At 68.1% G+C, this 18901-nt stretch carries 20 protein-coding genes; 5 read left to right on the top strand and 15 right to left on the bottom strand.

The features are described from left to right. Nucleotides 1-18 precede the first annotated feature (18 nt). Nucleotides 19-141 carry a hypothetical protein gene (locus tag FVF75_RS17860; protein ID WP_281289598.1) on the bottom strand — a complete coding sequence of 41 codons (123 nt, stop codon included), beginning with the start codon at nucleotides 139-141 and terminating at the stop codon, nucleotides 19-21. Between FVF75_RS17860 and FVF75_RS09815 the strand changes: the two genes are divergently transcribed. Further along, nucleotides 134-1579, top strand: coding sequence for a mannose-1-phosphate guanylyltransferase/mannose-6-phosphate isomerase (locus FVF75_RS09815; RefSeq protein WP_148377791.1), 1446 nt, complete (start codon nucleotides 134-136; stop codon nucleotides 1577-1579). The genes FVF75_RS17860 and FVF75_RS09815 overlap by 8 nt on opposite strands. Here the strand turns inward: FVF75_RS09815 and FVF75_RS09810 are convergent. The 11 genes from FVF75_RS09810 to FVF75_RS09760 all read right to left on the bottom strand — a co-directional run bounded on the left by FVF75_RS09810 (nucleotide 1576) and on the right by FVF75_RS09760 (nucleotide 13264). Next, nucleotides 1576-2139, bottom strand: coding sequence for a hypothetical protein (locus FVF75_RS09810; RefSeq protein ID WP_148377790.1), 564 nt, complete (start codon nucleotides 2137-2139; stop codon nucleotides 1576-1578). The two genes, FVF75_RS09815 and FVF75_RS09810, sit on opposite strands and share 4 nt — an antisense overlap. A gap of 1 nt (nucleotide 2140) precedes the next feature. After that, the gene (locus FVF75_RS09805; RefSeq protein WP_148377789.1) at nucleotides 2141-3649 is read right to left on the bottom strand and encodes a dynamin family protein; all 1509 of its coding nucleotides are present in this window, start codon (nucleotides 3647-3649) and stop codon (nucleotides 2141-2143) included. A 24-nt stretch (nucleotides 3650-3673) separates the two neighbouring features. Further along, nucleotides 3674-4234, bottom strand: coding sequence for a hypothetical protein (locus FVF75_RS09800; RefSeq protein ID WP_148377788.1), 561 nt, complete (start codon nucleotides 4232-4234; stop codon nucleotides 3674-3676). Nucleotides 4235-4245: 11 nt separating this feature from the next. After that, nucleotides 4246-4869 (bottom strand): nucleotide-binding protein, encoded by a 624-nt coding sequence (locus tag FVF75_RS09795; RefSeq protein WP_148377787.1) that lies wholly within the window; start codon nucleotides 4867-4869, stop codon nucleotides 4246-4248. A 17-nt stretch (nucleotides 4870-4886) separates the two neighbouring features. Next, a complete protein-coding gene (locus FVF75_RS09790; protein ID WP_148377786.1) occupies nucleotides 4887-5669 on the bottom strand; it encodes a hypothetical protein in 783 nt (260 codons plus the stop codon). 79 nt (nucleotides 5670-5748) lie between these two features. Then, nucleotides 5749-6351 (bottom strand): hypothetical protein, encoded by a 603-nt coding sequence (locus FVF75_RS17555; protein ID WP_187393034.1) that lies wholly within the window; start codon nucleotides 6349-6351, stop codon nucleotides 5749-5751. A gap of 112 nt (nucleotides 6352-6463) precedes the next feature. Beyond that, on the bottom strand, nucleotides 6464-7099 hold the full coding sequence (locus FVF75_RS09780; protein WP_148377785.1) for a hypothetical protein: 636 nt from the start codon (nucleotides 7097-7099) through the stop codon (nucleotides 6464-6466). Next, a complete protein-coding gene (locus FVF75_RS09775; RefSeq protein ID WP_148377784.1) occupies nucleotides 7099-7551 on the bottom strand; it encodes a hypothetical protein in 453 nt (150 codons plus the stop codon). Before FVF75_RS09775 ends, FVF75_RS09780 begins: the two co-directional genes overlap by 1 nt. Continuing rightward, nucleotides 7544-11308, bottom strand: coding sequence for an efflux RND transporter permease subunit (locus FVF75_RS09770; RefSeq protein ID WP_148377783.1), 3765 nt, complete (start codon nucleotides 11306-11308; stop codon nucleotides 7544-7546). Before FVF75_RS09770 ends, FVF75_RS09775 begins: the two co-directional genes overlap by 8 nt. Nucleotides 11309-11317: 9 nt before the next feature. Then, nucleotides 11318-12466, bottom strand: coding sequence for an efflux RND transporter periplasmic adaptor subunit (locus tag FVF75_RS09765; protein ID WP_148377782.1), 1149 nt, complete (start codon nucleotides 12464-12466; stop codon nucleotides 11318-11320). A 297-nt stretch (nucleotides 12467-12763) separates the two neighbouring features. Further along, nucleotides 12764-13264, bottom strand: a complete 501-nt coding sequence (locus tag FVF75_RS09760; protein WP_148377781.1) for a hypothetical protein — start codon at nucleotides 13262-13264, stop codon at nucleotides 12764-12766. 213 nt (nucleotides 13265-13477) lie between these two features. Between FVF75_RS09760 and FVF75_RS17550 the strand changes: the two genes are divergently transcribed. Both FVF75_RS17550 and FVF75_RS09755 read left to right on the top strand, forming a co-directional pair. Then, a complete protein-coding gene (locus FVF75_RS17550; protein WP_187393033.1) occupies nucleotides 13478-13636 on the top strand; it encodes a hypothetical protein in 159 nt (52 codons plus the stop codon). 61 nt (nucleotides 13637-13697) lie between these two features. Continuing rightward, a complete protein-coding gene (locus tag FVF75_RS09755; RefSeq protein WP_187393032.1) occupies nucleotides 13698-14579 on the top strand; it encodes a CE1 family esterase in 882 nt (293 codons plus the stop codon). Between the two features lie 9 nt (nucleotides 14580-14588). Here the strand turns inward: FVF75_RS09755 and FVF75_RS09750 are convergent, their stop codons facing one another. Then, nucleotides 14589-15290, bottom strand: coding sequence for an RlmE family RNA methyltransferase (locus tag FVF75_RS09750; protein WP_148377779.1), 702 nt, complete (start codon nucleotides 15288-15290; stop codon nucleotides 14589-14591). A 56-nt stretch (nucleotides 15291-15346) separates the two neighbouring features. After that, on the bottom strand, nucleotides 15347-16459 hold the full coding sequence (locus tag FVF75_RS09745) for a Ppx/GppA phosphatase family protein (protein ID WP_148377778.1): 1113 nt from the start codon (nucleotides 16457-16459) through the stop codon (nucleotides 15347-15349). A 243-nt stretch (nucleotides 16460-16702) separates the two neighbouring features. Here FVF75_RS09745 and FVF75_RS09740 point away from each other — a divergent pair, with 243 nt between their 5' ends. Together FVF75_RS09740 and FVF75_RS09735 are read left to right on the top strand one after the other, a co-directional pair. Next, nucleotides 16703-16999: a virulence factor gene (locus tag FVF75_RS09740; RefSeq protein WP_148377777.1), complete on the top strand. Its 297-nt coding sequence runs from the start codon at nucleotides 16703-16705 to the stop codon at nucleotides 16997-16999. A gap of 30 nt (nucleotides 17000-17029) precedes the next feature. Next, nucleotides 17030-18091 carry a methyltetrahydrofolate cobalamin methyltransferase gene (locus tag FVF75_RS09735; protein ID WP_148377776.1) on the top strand — a complete coding sequence of 354 codons (1062 nt, stop codon included), beginning with the start codon at nucleotides 17030-17032 and terminating at the stop codon, nucleotides 18089-18091. Between the two features lie 133 nt (nucleotides 18092-18224). On the opposite strand, the gene FVF75_RS09730 is transcribed toward FVF75_RS09735, so the two are convergent. Then, on the bottom strand, nucleotides 18225-18809 hold the full coding sequence (locus tag FVF75_RS09730; protein ID WP_148377775.1) for an HNH endonuclease: 585 nt from the start codon (nucleotides 18807-18809) through the stop codon (nucleotides 18225-18227). Between the last annotated feature and the right edge of the window lie 92 nt (nucleotides 18810-18901).

The following is an 18901-nucleotide window of genomic DNA, read 5'->3' as shown; positions in this document are numbered from 1 at the left end:
GCCAATCGCGGGGGCGGCTCAACCGCAATGCCGATGCGGGATGCCCGCAGGCGCCCGCTGCTGCCATTCAGGGTTGTGCTTGGCTTGCGTTGCAAAGAAGATGCCGAAAAGCATCAATTCAGGCAGGAAACCAATGATCATTCCAGTCATCCTCTGCGGCGGATCGGGCACGCGGCTTTGGCCGTTGTCGCGGCAATCCTACCCCAAGCAGTTCGTGCCGCTGATGGGCGAGCGGACCCTGTTCCAGGCCTCGGCGCTGCGCCTGTCGGGCAAGGTTGGCGGGCTGGATTTCGCACCGCCCGTGGTGCTGACCAACTCGGATTTCCGCTTTATCGTCACCGAACAACTGGCGGGCGTGGGCATCGACTCCGGCGCCATCCTCATCGAACCCGAGGGGCGAAACACCGGCCCCGCCGTGCTGGCCGCGGCGCTGCATGTCGCGCGCACCGACCCCGAAGCGGTGATGCTGGTGGCGCCCTCCGACCATGTCGTCACCGACCTGGGCGCGTTCCACGCGGCCATCGCGCAGGGCTTGTCGGCGGTGGCCGATGGCAAGCTCGTGACCTTCGGCATCGCGCCCACCCATCCCGAGACCGCCTATGGCTACCTCGAGCTTGCCGAAAGGCCGGACGGCAACGGCGCGCCGGTCGCACTGTCGCGCTTCGTCGAGAAACCGGATGCCGCGCGCGCCGCCGAGATGCTCGCCGCCGGCACCTACCTGTGGAACGCCGGCATTTTCCTCGTGAAGGCCGCCGACATCATCGCGGCCTTCCAGACCCATGCGCCGGACCTGATCGCGCCGGTCAGTGCCGCCGTCGAGGCGGCCGAGCCCGACCTCGGCTTTCTGCGCCTCGCCGCCGAACCGTGGGCGGACGCCGAGAACATCTCGGTCGACTATGCGGTGATGGAACGCGCGGGCAACCTGGCCGTGGTGCCGTTTTCCGGCGGCTGGTCGGACCTTGGCGGCTGGGACGCGGTCTGGCGTGAGGCCGGGCCGGATGCGCGCGGCGTCAGCCTGTCGGGCAACGCCACCGCGATCGACTGCGACAACGCGCTGATCCGGTCGGAAAGCGACCGGCTCGAGGTGGTGGGCATCGGGCTGAACAACATCATGGCCATCGCGATGAACGACGCGGTGCTGGTCGCCGACATGTCGCGCGCACAGGACGTGAAACAGGCGGTGTCGGTCCTCAAGGGCCGCAACGTGGCGCAGGCCACCACCTTTCCGGTCGACCACCGCCCCTGGGGCTGGTTCGAGAGCCTCGTGATCGGCGAGCGATTCCAGGTCAAGCGCATCCACGTCCACCCCGGCGCGACCCTGAGCCTGCAAAGCCATGTCCACCGCTCGGAACACTGGATCGTGGTCTCGGGCACCGCCAAGGTGACGGTGGACGACGAGGTCAAGCTGGTGGCCGAGAACGAGAGCGTCTATATCCCGCTGGGCGCGCGCCACCGGATGGAGAACCCCGGCAAGGTGCCGATGGTGCTGATCGAGGTGCAAACCGGCAGCTACCTCGGCGAAGACGACATCGTGCGTTACGAGGATGTCTATGCGCGCGGCCAGGGGGCCAAGGGCTAGGCGCGCGTGGTCAGCCGCCGGAGCAACCCGCCGCGTTTCGGGCGCGGGCCGATGAGGTCGTCCATCCAGGCCTCGACGCGCGCGCCGGGCACGATGGTCTCGCCCCGCGCGACTTCGGCGAACAGAAACTCGGCCAGCGGCACGATGGCGTCGCGCATCTTCGGCGCGCGGAAGATCTCCAGCGCCACGTCCTCAAGCTCGAACCAGATATCCTCCGGTTCGCGCCGCCCGTCGAGGCCCGAGATCAGCCGGCACAATTCGTCGATCCGCGCCACGTCGCCGGTGCAGCACGACGCGGTGGCACACGCGTGATCCTCGGCGATCTGGCCGCCGAACAGCTCGATGCAGCGGTTTTCCAGCACCGTGGTCAGCGAGCGGAAGGTGTTGCCCAGCACCTTGTCGCTTTCCATGACCGGCGGGCGCGGGCGCATCTTGACGCTCAGCACCCGAAACCCGAGCGCGCGTGCGGTCAGGGCATGGCCCGCCTCGTAGACCGCGAGCCGAAAGGCGAGGTCGCCGCAGCGGCCCTCGGGCAGCGCGCAGGGGTCGGTTTCATGCATGTCAGGTGTCCGTCGCGCTTTTGTCATCCGCCGGTTCGCGCACGGGGTCCGGTTCCGGCAAGGGCGTCGGGTCCGGTTCGGGCGCGGGCTTGGCCGAGGGGTCGGCATAGCGGTCGTTGAGGTTCTGGATATGGCCCGCGACGGTGTCGCGCAGCGTGCGCAGCCGGGCCTCTGTGCGCCGGGTCCAGCCTGCGGGCGCGCGCAGGAAAATACTGCGAAACCAGCGCGTTCCCTTGAGAAACGCGGATTTCAGATCAAGATCGACTTCGCCGTAATCCTCGGGCAGTTTTTTCGCGATGCGTTTGGCCATCATGCCGCGCGCCCAGAAATGCACCGCCGCGAACATCACACCGATGGCCAGCACGACCGCCAGCGCCTCGATCCGATGCGCCGCCAGCCAGTCGACCGAGAACACCGCCGCCGACGGCCACCAGCCGAACAGCGACAACAGCCCGCCGGTCGCCGCCAGCCCCAGCACCAGGGCGCCCGCGTCGATCATTGCCACGCCCCGGCGCCAGCGCTGCCGCGCGGCCTGAAGCTGGGGCAGAAGGTCATGCTCGATCTCTTTCGCCACCGTCTCGATGAAGCTGACGATGCGGTAGTTGCGGTGCAGCTCGACCTCGTCGATGCGGGCATGGATGCGGGCCAGGTCGGCGTCGCGCTTGGCCTGGAACCGGGCGCGGCGGGTGTGATCGGCGATCGGCACCGCCGCGTCTTCGTTGTAGATGGTGAAGAACTGGCCCGACGACAGCCCGGCATGGGCCAGCGCGCGTTGCCAGGCGCCGGTGATGTCCTCGGGGTTGTCTTCCATCGCGGCAGTGTCGATCTGGTTGAGGATATAGAGGAATTTCGACGCGTCGGTGCGCTTGGCGGTGCGCGCGACAAGGTGCTCCAGCGTGTCCTGCATCGCCCCCGGTTCGGGGTGGCGGGCGTCGAAGAACACCAGCACGAGGTCGGACAGGTCGATGATGTGATCGGTGATGCGCAAGGTCGAGCGGCGCTGGTCGTCGGCATCGAAGCCGGGGCTGTCGATGATGATCTTGTTGGCGATGGTCGGCTGCTGGGTGGTGCGTAGTTGCAGATAGCTCTCGATATGCTTGCCCTCGCCCTTTGCCACCTTCTCGATCTCGCTGGAAATCCGGTAGAACGGAAAGCGCGGGTCGGCGTCGAGCGCGGTGCCCGGCAGGGTGCGGTTGGCGGTGGTGTCCGAGGTGCGCTGGCAGATCACGGTGAACTTGTCGTCGACCGCCTGGTTGCCGGTGTCCTGTATCTTTTCACCGATGAAGCTGTTGATGAAGGTCGACTTGCCCGAGGAAAACGTGCCCATCACCGCGATCAGCGGCCACCACGAAATGCGCGACGCCAGCGAGGTTTCGCGCCCGATCAGGCCCATGCGGTAGAGGATCTTGTCGAACTTGTAATAGGTCGGCAGCACCTCCAGCAGCACCGGGTTCTCGGCCTGTAGGTGACGTTCGAGACGCGTCAGGCGGTTGGCGAGCGACTGGTTCATCTAAGGCTCCCTTTCGCCCCCCGTTTAGCGGTTTTGCAGCCGGGCGGCGAGGGTCTCGGCCTTGCCGGGGTCGATTTGGCGCAGGACGGGCAGAAGACCGCCGGCGCGGGCGAATTGATCTTGTGCGATCAACAGGTTGGCGGCTTCGAGATAGGCGGTCGCGGCGGCCGGATAGTCGCGCTGGGAAAAGTGCAGATTGCCAAGCTCGCCCTTCAGGTCCGGGTTGTCGGGATGGGCGCCGGCCAGCGCGATCAGTTGCGCCCTGGCCCCGGCGATGTCGCCCGCCCAATAGGCCGCGCGCGCGGCGTTGATGGCGGTGGCGAGGTCGGCCTCGGTCACGGTGTCCGGCTGGGTGGCGGGCTGGACGGCAGGCGTCGGCGCGGCCACCGGCGTGGCGGGTTGCGCCGGGCTGGGCGCCGGTGCGGCGGGGGCGGCGACGGCCGGGCGCGGCATCGGCGCGGGCGTCTCGGCGGCGGGCAGGTCGCCCGCGACAAGCCGCATCAGGTTGTCGCGCTTGAACACCCCGACCACGGCGAGCGTCAGCACCAGGTAGATCAGGACTAGGCGAAGGATCGGCATCAGCATCGGGGTCGCTCCTATCGGGCCGGGCCATGGATCGCGCGCGCCAACGCATCAAGCTCGCGCGCCGCCTTGCCGCCCGGCTCCAACTCGCCCGGCGCCAGCCCTTCCGAGAACGACCGGCGAAAGGCCAGCCGCTGCACCAGTCTGGGTTGCAAGGCCTCGATCCCGGCCAGTGCGGTCAGCGCCGCCACGGTCTCGGCATTCTCGCGCGAGCGCGGGTGCGGGTCGGCACGGTTGACGAAGCCCAGCACCTCGGGCCGGTCGCCCTCGGCGCGTTCTTCGGCAATGATTTCAAGGAAATGCTGGGTCGCCCAGATGTCGGCCTGCGACGGCGTCACTGGCACCACGATGCGCCCCGCCGCGCGGATCGCGGCCCGCATCGCGCCGGAGTCCGACAGGCCGACATCGGCCAGCCATTGGCCGGTGGTCTTGCCCCGGTCGGGCAGCGCATGGGTGACGGCCAGCGTCGGCTCAAACCCCATCTCGTCGCGGATTTCGGCCACGTCGGTGACGGTGCGCTGCGGGTCGAGGTCGCAGATCGTCACCGAATGGCCGCGCGCCGCCAGCCAGACGCCCATGTTGAAGACGATCGTGCTCTTGCCGGTGCCGCCCTTGAAATTGGCGTAGAGTGTCAGCATTGCCGCCCCCGCCGCGCTCAGTTGCTGCCAGCCGGCGGGATCGGCGGGGCCGGCATCTCGATCCGGGTCCAGCCTTCGGGCACGTTGAACAGCGCCGGGTCGACCGGGCCGACCGCGATGTCCTCGAGGCTGCGGCTCTCGCCCGAGGGCAGAACCTCGCGGATCTCGACGCGCAGTTCGGGGTCATAGAACCATTCGCCGCTTTGCGGCGGCTGGCTCGGGCTGGTGGCCGCGATGCTCCAGTGTTCGACGGTGCGGCCAGACAGCTCGACCATCGCCTTGAAGGTCATCTTCATCTGGCTGCCGTCCGGGTAGGTCTGGCGCAGCGCGCGGTGGCGCGCGCCGTCCCACAAGATACGCGTCACGCCCTCGGCGCCGGGGGTGGCGATGTCCCAGATCTCGGCGGTGATGCCCGAGGCGACCTCGGTGCCGATGAAGGTGCAGACCAGCATCGGGTCGCCCTCCTGGCACGGCGGCAGGTAGCCGACGCCGCCGGGATCGGCGGACGGGGCGCCGCGCATCTCGAAAAAGCTATGTGCGGCCGGGTCGAGCAGATACATCACGCCCTCGGCGCGGCGGATGATCTGGACCATGTCGCGGCCGTTCTCGGTGTATTCCATGCGCATGTCGGGGCCGGATTTGATCACGCGGCCCGCGTTCACCGTGCCATCGGGCAGACGGTGCAGCGCGGTGGCCGAATAGGCCGGCGGCGCGTCGGTCTGGGCCGCCAGGGGCAGCGCCAGCGAAAGCGTCAGGGCCAGGGTGCCCATGGCGCGGGCGGTCAGCGTTTTCAGGGTCATCGACGGGCCTCCGATCTCGGCAGGGGGTGCCCGCCCCCCGGGCCTGGGGGGCGGGCGGTGTCATGCAAGACCGGTCCGATTACTCGGTCGGGGCCTCGGGGGCCGGCGTCTGCGGCGCGTCGCCGGTATCGCCGGGCGCGGGTTGGGCGCCGGGCGCGGGCATCTGGCCCGGCTGCATCGGCGGCATCTGGCCCGGCTGCATCGGCATCATGCCCGGCTGCATCGGATAGCCCGGCGCACCGTAGTAGGGGTTGCCGTAGTAGGGGCCGTAGCCGCCATAGCCCTGGTTGTAACCCTGGCCATAGCCCTGACCGCGGCCACGGGCATTGGCATCGCCCGAGAAGCCGAAGTTGAACGACCCCGAGCCGTCGCCGTCACCGTCGAACGGGCCCCAGTTGTTGCCCCAGTTGTTGCCCCAACCGTTGTTCCACGGCATCCAGCCGCCGTTGTTCCACGGGCCACCCCAGCCGCTGTTGTTCCAGGGGCCACCCCAACCGCCGTTGTTCCACGGACCATAGCCGCCATAGCCGGGGCCGTAGCCGCCGTAGCCCGGCGCATAACCGGGGGCATAGCCGCCGTATCCGGGGGCATAGCCCGGGCCCCAGCCCTGGGCGGCAGCGGTGGTGACGAGCGCGCCGGACAGGCCGGCGGCGATGGCGACAGTGGCGAGAAGCTTGCGCATGTTCTCAACTCCCTTTCAAACGTCCCGTGTCCAGGTTTGGAGACCGGCACCGGGACGCATGCCATGCTCCAACTTCTTGCGCCCGAGGGCGCGGTCGACTGCCTCGGCTTCGTCAGAAGCCGAAAGGCGAAAACCCTCCCATCGGCATGCCGAGGCCGCTGGGCCCCCAGCCGCTGGTCGGGCCATTCCATCCGGTGCCGTAGGCCGGCAGGCCGTAGCCGGTTGCGCCATACCCGGGCAGGCCGTAGCCCGCCCCGCCATAGCCGGGCATTCCATAGCCGCCCGGCACGCCGCCATATCCCGGCACGCCGCCAAAGGACGGATAACCACCGCCATAGGGGTAGGCCGTGGCGGGATAGCCGCCGCCGTAGGGATAGGCCGTGGCCGGATAGCCGCCGGTCACGACCGGCGCGCTCGGGTAGGCGGACAGGTAGCCATAGCCGCCGCTCAGCGGCAGCCCGGCATAGGGCGGCACCACCGCCCCGGCGCCCGGCGCGACAGGTGCGACCGGCTGGCCGGGGGCCACCTGCGGCTGGGCCGGGGTCGCGGTGACGGTCGGGGCCGACAGGCGCGCCTCGAGGTCGGCCGGCGCATAGGTGCCGGTTGCCGGTTGCGGCGGTGCGACCGGCGCGGTCGCATAGCCGGTTGCTGCCGGGCGCTGGCTCCAGGGGTTCGCGTTCTGGGCCACGCCCGGCGCGGCCAGAAGGCTCAGCACGAGGCCACCGGCAAGGGCCTGGGTTCGGTGCATCACTGGCCACCTCCGCCTTGAGGCATCACCCAGCCCGGTCCACCCCAGCCCGGTTGCGGCGCACCCCATCCGGGTGGCTGCATCCAACTGCCCTGCGGTTGCCAATAGGGTTGCGGCACGTAGGGCTGATTGGGTTGCCCCTGCCGCCCGACCCCCGGCACCGGGGCATAGTCGGCACCAGGTCCGGTCGCGGCCGGCGCATCGCCCACCGGCACGCCCGGCGCGGGTTGCTGCATCCAGTAGGGCACGCGCATGCCGGCCTGCGGCCCCGGAAACACCGGCGCGGGGCGCTGGCTGACGCCGGGCTGCGAATAAGGCATCGGCACCGGCATCAGCGGATAGGGTCCGGGCACCGGCGGCGCGGGCAGTTGCATCTGCGCAGCGGCGGGCGTTGCCAGACCGGTGACGAGCACGGCGAGCAGCGCGAGCGATCTGGCGGCGGGCCTAGTCATTCCTGCCTCCGTCCTGTCCCTTGAGCCGGATGCCCCGCCGCCCCGGCGCGGGCTTGCTGGCCGGTTTCGCTGTGCGCTTGTCGGCGGCCCTGCCAGCGGGCTTTTGTGCCGGTTTCTTCGCGGGTTTCTTCGGCGGCGCCTTGGCAGACGGTTTCGCCGCAGTCTTGGCGCGCGGCTTGGCGGCAGGCTTCGGGGCCGGCTCCTTCACCGGCGAAGGCGCTGGGGCCGGTTCCGGCGGCACGGGCGCGGCGGCGGCCGTGGCCATCGCCGGGCGCTCCTGGCGCGGGGCCAGGGCCGAGACCAGCTTGCGCAGGCCAAGCGCGATCAGATCAACCATGAGCACCACGAGGTCGACCGCCCCGCGCAGCACCGCGACCAACCCGCCGATCAGCCCGCCCCCTGCCCCGCGCTCGGCGCGCGCCCGCGCCAGCGCGGTTTTCGGGTCCTGGGGCGCGGCCACTCCGCCGCCGCCCATGTCATCCTCGCCCGCCGAATTCAGCAGCGCCTTGCGGAAACTCACGCAGCCCAGCGGGATCACCACCAGCGTGAGCAGTGTCGAGACCAGCCCGCCGAACATCAGCGAGATCGCCATGCCCTGGAAGATCGGGTCCGACAGGATCACCGACGACCCCGCTATCAGCGCCGCGGCGGTGATCAGGATCGGCCGGGTCCGGGTCTGGCAGGCGTTGATCACCGCGTCCTGCACATCCATGCCGCGCCGGACCGCGTGCATCGAGAAATCGACCAGCAGGATCGAGTTTCGCACGATGATCCCGGCCAGCGCGATGAAACCGATCATCGAGGTGGCGGTGAACGACGCACCGAACAGCCAGTGCCCCGGCACGATTCCGATCAGGGTCAGCGGGATCGGCGCCATCACGATGGCAGGCAGGGTGAAGTTGCCAAACTCCCAGACCACGAGGATGTAGATCAGGATCAGCGCCGCGCCGAAGGCAAGGCCCATGTCGCGGAAGGTCTCGTAGGTGACGGTCCATTCGCCGGTCCATTCCAGCGCCGAGGCCATGCTGTCGGCGGGCGGACCGATATAGTTGGTGTCGACGCGCACCCCGTCGGGCGTGGTGTAGCCGTCCAGCAGGTCTTCCATCTCGAAGATGCCGTAGATCGGCGCGCCCAGCCGCCCGGCGACGTCGCCGGTGACGTATTCGACCGCGCGCAGGTCCTTGTGATAGACCGGGTCGTCGATCTGGAACTGCTCGAAATGGCCCAGTTCGGTCAGCGGGATCATCGCGCCGGAGGCCGAGGGCACCGGCAGTTGCCCGAGCCGCCCGAACTGGCCGCGCAGCGCCAGCGGCATCTGCAGGTAGATGAAGCGGGGTTCGACCGCGCGTTCGTTCTTGACATCGCCCAGGATGAAGCCGCCCATCACCATGTCAAGCTGGCGGTTGATATCCTCGACCGAGACACCCCGGCGCGAGGCTTTTTCGCGGTCGACCACGAAGCGCCATGACGGATAGGGCGCCTGCAGGTAGGCGTCGACATCGACGATGGTCTCGGCCTGCTCGAACAGCGCCTCGACATCGCGCGCCACGGCACGCCGGGTGGCCGCGTCGGGGCCGTAGATCTCGGCCACCATGGTTTGCAGGACCGGCGGGCCCGGCGGCATCTCGACCACCTCGATGCGCGCGCCAAGGCTGCGGGCGATCGGGGTCAGGATCTCGCGGGTGGCGGCGGCCATATCCTCGGACGACCGGTCGCGGTCATGCTTGGGCACCAGCTGGACCTGGATATCGGCCTGCCACGGATCGGCGCGCATGTAGCTGTGGCGCACAAGGCCGTTGAAGTTGAACGGGCTGGCGGTGCCGACATAGCTTTGCAGCGCCACCACTTCCGGCAGGGCAACCAGTTCCTCGGCCAGCCGCGCCACCACGTTGGCGGTCACCGGCATCGGCGTGCCCTCGGGCATGTTCACGGTGACGTTGTATTCCGGCTTGTTGTCCTTGGGCAGCATCTTGACCGTCACCGAGGTGGTGTAGAACAGCCCGAGGCTTGCCACGAACACCGCCAGCAAGCCGACGGCAAAGGCCCAGCCGTTGACCCGCTTGGTCAGGAGCGGCACCAGCAGACGCACGAAAAAGCGGTTCAGCGCGAGGTTCTGGCGATGCTCTTTCGCCTGGGCCTTTTCCAGCAGGTGCATCGGCGGGCGGATGCGCTGCGCCAGCCACGGCGTGAAGATGAAGGCGGCGAACAGCGAGAACAGCATCGCCACCGACCCAAGCGCCGGGATCGGCTCCATGTAGGGGCCCATCATGCCCGACACGAAGCCCATCGGCAAAAGCGCCGCGATCACCGTGAAGGTGGCCAGGATGGTCGGGTTGCCGACTTCGCGCACCGCATCGACGTTGCAGCTTTCGCTGCACTGGCCTTCCTCGAGCCAGCGGCGATAGATGTTCTCGACCACCACGATGGCGTCATCGACCAGGATGCCGATGGAAAAGATCAGCGCGAACAGCGACACCCGGTCGATGGTGTAGCCCAGCAGGTAGGCGGAAAAGACCGTCACCAGGATCACCACCGGGATGACGATCAGCACCACCGAGGCGGCGCGGATGCCAAGCGCCAGCCAGATCAGCACGGTCACCGCGCCGGTCACCACGAACAGCTTGAAGATCAGTTCGTTGACCTTCTCGTTCGCGGTCTCGCCATAGTTTCGGGTGACCTCGACGGTGACGTTGTCGGGGATCAGGTCGCCCTGCAGCCGCTCGACATAGGCCAGCACCGCATCCGCGACGCTGACGCCGTTCGACCCGGCCTTCTTGGCCACCGCGATGGTGACGGCGGGTGCGCCGATCGGGGCCAGCGGGCCGTGGGCCGCGTCAGCCGCCGCGCCGTGACCGTCGTGGCCATAGGCGGGGCCGGTGTAATAGCTGACCATCGAGGTCGCGTCGTCGGTGCCCTCGGTCACCAGTGCAACGTCGCGGATATAGGTGGGCTGGCCCTGGTGCACGCCGACCATCAGGTTCTCGATGTCGCGCGCCGAGGTCAGGAATGCCCCGGTATAGAGCGTGAACGAGCTTGCCCCGGCCTCGACCGTGCCGACGCCGCGTTCGGAGTTCGCAGCCCGAATGGTGCGCGCGATCTCGTCCAACCCGATGCCGAAACCCGCCAGACGCTCGGGGAACACCTCGACCTTGATCGCGTCCGAGCGCCCGCCGACGACAAAGCTCTGGGCCGTGTTGGGCACTTCCTTGAGCCGCTGCATCACGTCGAGACCCAGCGCGCGCAGCGCGCCCTCGTCGACCTCGTGGCTCCACAGCGTCAGGGTCACCACCGGCACGTCATCGACGCCCTTGGGGCGGATCAGCGGCTGGCTCACGCCCGGCGGGATCTTGTCGAGGTTCGAGGCGATTTTGTCGTTGAGCTTGACCAGCGACGGCCCCATCTCTTCGCCGACCTCGAATTGCACCGTCACCATCGCGCCGTCACGCTCGGAGGCGGAAAACACGTGCTCGACGCCCGGGATCTCGCTCATCAACCGCTCCAGCGGATCGGTGGCGAGCGAGGCGACCTGCTCGGCGGACATGCCGGAATAGCTGAAGAAGATGTCGACCATCGGGACCGAGATCTGCGGGTCTTCCTGTCGCGGCGTCAGCGCCAGCCCGGCCAGACCCAGCGCCAGGCAGGCCACCAGCAAGAGCGGCGACAGCGGCGAGGTGATGAAGGCCTTGGCCAGGCGCCCGGCCAGGCCCAGGCCTTCGGCCCCGGGGTCGTCCCTGTTCTGGTGGGGGTGGTCGGTCATGGCGGCCCCCTACTGTCCGGACACCAGCGAGGCGGGCGGATTGAGGATCACCACCTCGCCGCCCGACAGGCCCGACACCACCGACACCCGGCCATCGGCCAGCGGATAGCCGACGCGCACGATGCGCAGCGAGGGCCGGCCATTATCCAGAACGAAGACCGAGGGCAGGCTGCCGCGCCACAAAAGCGCCTCGGCGGGCACCGCGGTCTGGGTCTGCACCGGCACCGAGGCGTCGGGCACGGTCACCTCGGCATACATCCCCGGCCCGCCCGGCGTGCCCAGCGGCAGGTCGAACTTGACCGTCACCGTGTGGCGCATCGGGTCGGCGACGGGGTAGATCTGCGCCACCTTTGCCTCGACCTGCGCGCCGGCATCGAGCCGCGCGGGCACCAGCATGCCCTCGGCCAGACCGGCGGCCAGGCGCACCGGCACGTCGGCCTCGACGCGCAGGTAGTCGACGAAGGCATAGGTCACCAGCGGCATGCCCGGCTGCACGGTGTCGCCGACCTCGACATGCTTGGCCACGACGATCCCGGCAAAGCCCGCCACCGACTGATAGTCGCGCAGGCCCGCGTCGATCGCCTCGAGGTTGGCCTGGGCGGCGGCCAGCGCGTTCTGCGCCTGATCGACGCCGACGCCTTGTGCGTAAAGGTCGGCCTGACGCTCCAGCCCCGGGTTGGACTGGCCGGTCATCGAGGAAAAGCCGCGGGTGAAGAACTGGTCGAAGGTGGCCGGAACGCCCATGCCGGGAAAGCCGGTGACGGAGTTGACGCGCGGCGAGTAAAGCTCGCGCGAATACTGCATGTAAGAGTTCCTCAGCGCCGCCTCGGCCTGGTAGACCTGGCTCAGCGCCGCGCGGCGCTGGGCGGCGAGGTTCTGATCGTCGAGGCGCACAAGCACCTCGCCCTCTTCGGCCCGGTGCCCCTCGGCGCCCGCGAGAAAGGTCACGATCCCCGGCGCCTGGGCCGACAGCGTCACCTGTTTGAACGGCACCACCGTTCCCCCTACGGTTGCGCTGCCGCCGATCTGGGCGGTCACCACCGGCGCGGTCAGGAAATTGCCGGCGATGGCGGAATAGGCGGGGGTTTCGGCGAAGCTCGCCGTGGCGGCGAGGCTCAGGACTGCGGCGCAGAGTGCGTGACGTCCAAACGGTCCCATCGTCGTTCCTCAAGGCTGAGACAGAAAATAGATCTTTCGCATTCGAATATCGTAATATTCGTATGTCTAAACATGTTTGGCGAAAATTTCATTGATTTTTGTCAGAGTCAGCGCTCACACCGGCAAATCGCGTCACTTTGGCGCAGATTTTCGGGCGATTTCCCGGCGCTCGCCGGGGTGCGGGACTGGCGATCCGGTCTTTTTCAGGCGTTACCTGCGCGCCTGAGACCGAATGCCCGGCCCCGCGCACTCGCCGTTAGCGCGAAACGATTCGCGGTCCGCTCGCCCCTGTCCCGGTCAGAACGGGAACGGGCCACCGCCGAACATGTAGGAGGCCGGATTGGAGAAGGCATAGGATGCCCGCCCCACATCGGCGATCATCCGGGCGATATTGGCGGTCATCGCCTGCATCGTGCCGGTCATCTGCGCCATCCGCCCGGTCATGTCGCCGATGTTGCCGCTCATCGCGGCGATATCGGCGGACATGCCAGCCATGGTCCCTTCCATCCGCCCCATGCTGTCGCGCATCGCGACCATATTGACGTTGATGTCGTTCATGTCGACGACCATGGATTTGAAACTGCCGTTCAACTCGACCATCACGTCGGTCATCACGTAGACCTGCCGCGACATGCCCCACATCACCCAGGTGAAAACCGCCATCACGATGACGATGCCCAGGGTCATGGCCCCGATGAACCCGCCGCTGTTGACCCTGCGATACATGCCTGTGCCCTCCCGCACCGGGTTGCCCGCGCCCACGAGGTCTGGCCCGGCGAACACATCGTCATCTTGCAATATTTCTAACTGATATTCTCTGGCAAGCCATTCCTGCGCGGCATCGCGGCGCAGGCGGACGCCATGGTTTCGGCATCAAGAGGCCCCGGACCTGCCCTGACCATGCCCATCTCGGGTGCGATGCTTGCCTTACGGACCTTCCCCAGAAGAGGGCCGACAGGGCACCGCAACCGAAGCCCGCGCAAGCGCCGGGCCGAATACGGAGAAGCGCAGATGGCGTCATTCACCGACCCCAGGAGCCGGACCAACCCCGAGCCGAAACGCACCCGCGTGGACACCCAAGACAGGTCCGACAACAGCACCCGCACCCGGCCAGAGCCGAAGCCGGTGCCGGTTCTCAAGCCGATCTTCACCGACTGGGCCGCATTCTGAATTGAACCTGCGCGCCGGGCGGGCATAGTGGCGGCATGACATGGCTATGCGTGCCCGACCGATGAGATTGGTCCTCCTGCTCCTGCTGCTCGTCGCCGCCCCCGCCCGGGGCGAGAGGCTGCGCTTCACCCTCGACGGTCATGCGCGCGAGGTTCTCGTCACCATCCCCGAACACCTGCCCGACCCGGCGCCGCTGATCCTGGTGCTGCACGGGGTGCTTGAAAGCGGCCCGCGCATGGCGACCACCACCCGCCACCGGTTCGACGCACTCGCCGCCGAACAAGGGTTCGTCACCGCCTATCCAAGCGCCCTGCACCGGGTCTGGAACGTCGGCGAAGGCCCCGGCGCGGCCCGGCTGGTGCCGCCGCGCGATGACCTCGCCTATCTCGATCAGGTCATCGCGGCGGTCGACACGCAGGCCCGGATCGACCGCGACCGCATCTATCTGGCCGGGTTTTCGCAGGGCGGCATTATCGGGCTGTCCTATGCCTGCAAGCGCGCAGGCGTGCTGGCCGGCGTGGCGGTGGTGGGGATGACCTTGCCGGCGATGCTGCGCGACGATTGCGCCGATGCGCCCGCCTTTCCGTTGCTGCTGATCCACGGCACCGACGACCCCATCGTGCCCTTCGACGGCGGACGGATCATTTCCGGCTGGGGCACCGACATGACGCTTCTCAGCCACGATGCAAGCATAGCCTTCTTCGCCGATCAGGCCGGATGCACGGGGGTCGGCGCGGTCACGACCCGTGACGCGCTGGACGATGGCACCGCAGCGGAACGCAGCGACTGGGCCGGGTGCGATGTGCCGCTGGCCGGTGTCAGGATCACCGGCGGCGGGCACAAATGGCCCTCGGGCGGGCCTGACCTGCCGTTCATCGGGCGCGCGACCTTCGAATTCGACGGCGCGACCGAGATCTGGGAGTTCTTTGCGACCCTCGAATAGGGCGTGTCCTCAGCCGCGAAACCCGGTCGCCACCACGAATTTCTCCGACGAGTCCGAGCGGCTGGCTGGGGGTTTGACGTTCACCACCTTGGTGAACTTCTGCTTGAGAAGCTTCTGCAACTCGCCCTCGGCGCCACCGGCCAGCACCTTGGCCACGAAGGTGCCGCCCTCGTCGAGCACGTCGAAGGCGAGATGTGCCGCCGCCTCGCCCAACGCGATGATGCGCAGGTGGTCGGTCTGCTTGTGGCCGGAACTGGCCGCCGCCATGTCGCTCATCACCACGTCCGCCTTGCCGCCCAGCCAGGCCTTGACCTGGTCGTCGGCCCCGTCCGCCATGAAATCGAGCTGATGCACCTCGGCGCCCGCCACCGGCTCGACCTCCTGCAGGTCGACACCCAGCACCCGACCCACCGGCTTGCCCCTGCGCGTGCCAAGCGCATTCACCCGCTCGACCGCGACCTGAAGCCAGCCACCGGGCGCCGAGCCCAGGTCGACCACCCGCGCGCCGGGCTTGAGAAAGCCGACCTTGTCGTCCAGCTCGAGGATCTTGAACGCCGCCCGCCCGCGGTAGCCCTCGGCCTGCGCGCGCTTGACGTATGGGTCGTTGAGCTGCCGCTCCAGCCAGAGCGTCGACGAAAGCTTGCGCCCGCGCGCAGTCTTGACCTTGACCCTCAGATCGCGCTCGCCGCGCCCGGATGTGCGTTTTGCCATTGTCTCACCTGTCTCGATCCAAGCCGTCTACACCCGATCGCGCCTGCGGGAAAAGCTCAGAACGGTCCGCCTTCCAGCACCCCGTCCGACGACATCTGCGAATAGAGCAAGCCCTCGCGCAACCCACGGTCCGCCACCGACAGCCGGTCGGTCGGCCAGATCCTGAGCAGCGCCTGCAGGATCGCCGCCCCAGGCATGATCAGCGTCTGCCGGTCGCGCCCGATGCGCGGATCGGCCCGCCGTCCCTCGGGCCCGGCGGCCAGATAGCCGCGGATCACCCGGTCGATCTGTTCCGAGGTCATGCGCAGCCCGTCGACCTTGTTGCGGTCATAGCGTTTCAGCCCCAGATGGGTCGCGGCCACCGTCGTCACCGTGCCGGAGGTGCCGATGATCTGGAACCCTTCCTTGGCGGTCTCGCGGTGGAAGGGCGAAAACTCGCCAAGCTGCTCCTCGAAGAACCAGCTCATCAAGGCAAAGCGCCCGGCGTCGTCCTCGACATCGTCGAACTGCTCGCGCAGCGTCGCCACGCCCCAGGGCACCGAGATCCAGTCGACCACGCGCGCCGCCGGAAACGGCCCGATCTCGCCGGCAAAGCCCGAGCGCAGCCGCATGATCGCGCGCGGCCGTTCCATCGCCGGCACCTGCGACAGGTCGATCCACACCAACTCGGTCGAGCCGCCGCCGATATCGACCACCAGAAGCTGTTCGGTCCGCGTCGAGACCAGCGGCGCGCAGGACACGACCGCCAGCATCGCCTCTTCCTCGGGCTTGATGACCTCGAGCCGCAGCCCGGTCTCACGCTCGACATAGCGCATGAAATCGCTTGAATTGGTGGCCCGCCGGCAAGCCTCGGTGGCGACCAGCCGCATCCGGGCCACCTCGTGCTTGTGAAGCTTGCGCTGGCAGATCTTCAGGGCCTGCACCGTGCGCGCCATCGAGCCACGGCTCAGCCGTCCCGAGCCGCCCAGCCCCTGTCCGAGCTGCACGGATTTCGAGAATGAATCGACCACGTGAAACTGGCTGCCCTTGGGTTGAGCAATCAGCATGCGGCACGAGTTGGTTCCGAGATCCAGAGCCGCATACAGGCTGTCCGGATCCGGCAGTTTCGGCGCGGGTGGCTCGACCGGCTTTGGGAACGCGCCCGCACCCTTGGGACGCCTGGGCGCCATCGTTACGCCCTCCAAATCGTAGTTGCCTCAAAGGTAGTGGCCCGGCGGCGATCTGGCAAGCGCCGTGGCCCTGCGCCATGATGATAATGAGAAGAATTCAAGCCGTCGGCGCTGGTCCGGGCGGGGTTTACCGACTATGGCTTCTGCTTGAAACGTCGCTTCCCGCGCGCGGTTCGTCGATATCCGGCGCCGCCTGCCCGCGTCGAGCGCGTATCAGCGAACAGAAGACCTGAAAGGACCGAGATGCCCGACCTTACCATCGTCTACTGGCGCGACATCCCGGCCCAGGTGATCGTCGGCAAGGGTCGGGCCGCCGCCAAGGTGCAACTGCCCGAACGCTTCGAGCAGGCCATCGACCGCGCCGCGATGGCGGCGGGTGCGCGCGACAGCACCGCCTATCTCGAGGATTGGCGCCGCGTCGGGCCGGTCGCGGTCGAAGGCGAACCGCGCGCATTGGCCGAGGCCGAGGCCGCCCGGCTCGATGCCGAATACGACCGTGACCACCTGAAACGCCTGATCGCCAACCACGGCCGCGCCTGAGCGCCCCCTGCCCAACCCCATGAGGACCACATGACCCGCACCGTTCTGGAAAGCGCCACCAAGTCCGTCACCATCGGCTTTGACGAGCCGTTCTGCGTGATCGGCGAGCGTATCAACCCCACCGGCCGCAAGAAGCTGGCCGCCGAGCTCGAGGCCGGAGACTTCACGACCGTCGAGCGCGACGCGGTCGCCCAGGTCGCCTGCGGCGCCACGGTGCTCGATGTCAACGCGGGCGTGGTCTACAACTCCAACCCCAACCCGAACGAGACCGAACCGCCGCTGATGACGGCGATGCTGGAACTGGTGCAGGGCCTGGTCGACGTGCCGCTCTGCATCGACTCGTCCGTGCCCGCAGCACTCGAAGCCGGGCTGAAGGTCACCAAGGGCCGTCCGCTGGTCAACTCGGTCACCGGCGAGGATGAGCGGATGGAGTTCGTGCTGCCGCTGGTGGCGAAATACAACGTGCCGGTGGTGGCGATCTCGAACGACGACACCGGCATCTCCGAAGACCCGGATGTGCGCTTCGCGGTCGCCAAGCGCATCGTCGAACGCGCGGCGGATCACGGCATTCCCGCGCATGACATCGTGGTCGACCCCCTGGTGATGCCGATCGGCGCGATGGCGACGGCGGGCAAACAGGTGTTCGCGCTGGTGCGCCGCCTGCGCGAGGAACTGGGCGTCAACACCACCTGCGGCGCCTCCAACATCTCGTTCGGCCTGCCGAACCGGCACGGCATCAACAACGCCTTCCTGCCGATGGCCGCCACCGCCGGCATGACCTCGGCGATCATGAACCCGCTGGCGCTGCCGGTGAGCCAGGCCAAGATCGCCGAGAAGAAGGCCGAGGTTCAGGCCGCCGGGATCGTCCTGCCCGACGACATCGACGACGAGACCTTCGTCACCCTGTTCGGCCTCGGCTCGACCGCCTACAAACCCGGCAAGGAGATGGAAGCGATCCGCGCCGCCAACCTCCTGCTCGACAACGACCCCAACGGCGCCGAATGGATTCGCTTCAACCACGCGGCCTCGGGTGGCGAAAGCCGTGGCGGGCGCGGCGGGCGCGATGGCGGACGCCGGCGGCGCCGGGCCTGATCCCCTTCATCCGGGCTTCATCTTGGCCAAAATACTCCGGGGTTCGTTCAGTTTGCGTGCAAACTGGACGTGAGGGGCAGCGCCCCTCCCCCTTTGGCAACCTGCGCGCCGCAGGCGCTCTGCCGGGTCAGGCCTACGCCTCCAGTTCGGCATCCCAGTAGAGGAAATCCATCCAGCTGTCGTGCAGATGGCCCGGCGGGAACTTGCGGCCCAGGTTCATCAGTTCCTCGGCCCCGGGCTGGCGCGGCGGTTTGCGCAATTGCATCCCCGACTGGTGCAGCGCCCGCGCGCCCTTGCGCAGGTTGCACCGCGAACAGGCGGCCACGACATTTTCCCAACTCGTGACCCCGCCGCGCGCGCGCGGCACCACGTGGTCGAAGGTCAGATCGCCCTTGGCCCCGCAATACTGGCAACGGAACTCGTCACGCAGGAACAGGTTGAAGCGGGTGAAGGCCACGCGTTTTTGCGGTTTGACGAAGGATTTCAGCACCACCACCGAGGGGATCCGGATCTCCAGCGAGGGCGAGCGCACCACCTCGTCATATTCCGCGATGATGTCGACCCGATCCAGAAACGACGCCTTGATCGCCTCCTGCCAGGGCCAGAGCGACAGCGGGTAGTAGGACAGGGGCCGGTAGTCTGCATTCAGGACCAGCGCCGGGTGCGCGCGGGGGTTGGCGTGCTCTCGCACGAAATGTGTCCTGAAGTCGCTGTCCATGTCGCGCACAGCCCGCCTAGCCCTTGCCATCCATGCAGGGCGGGGACATCCCCCCCCGACACGGTTTCGTTGCGGACTATATATGGGTCAGA

Origin of the sequence: Maritimibacter fusiformis (assembly GCF_008086115.1) — a bacterium.
Classification (GTDB): Bacteria; Pseudomonadota; Alphaproteobacteria; order Rhodobacterales; family Rhodobacteraceae; genus Muriiphilus; species Muriiphilus fusiformis.
This window is presented reverse-complemented; position numbering and strand designations above follow the sequence as displayed.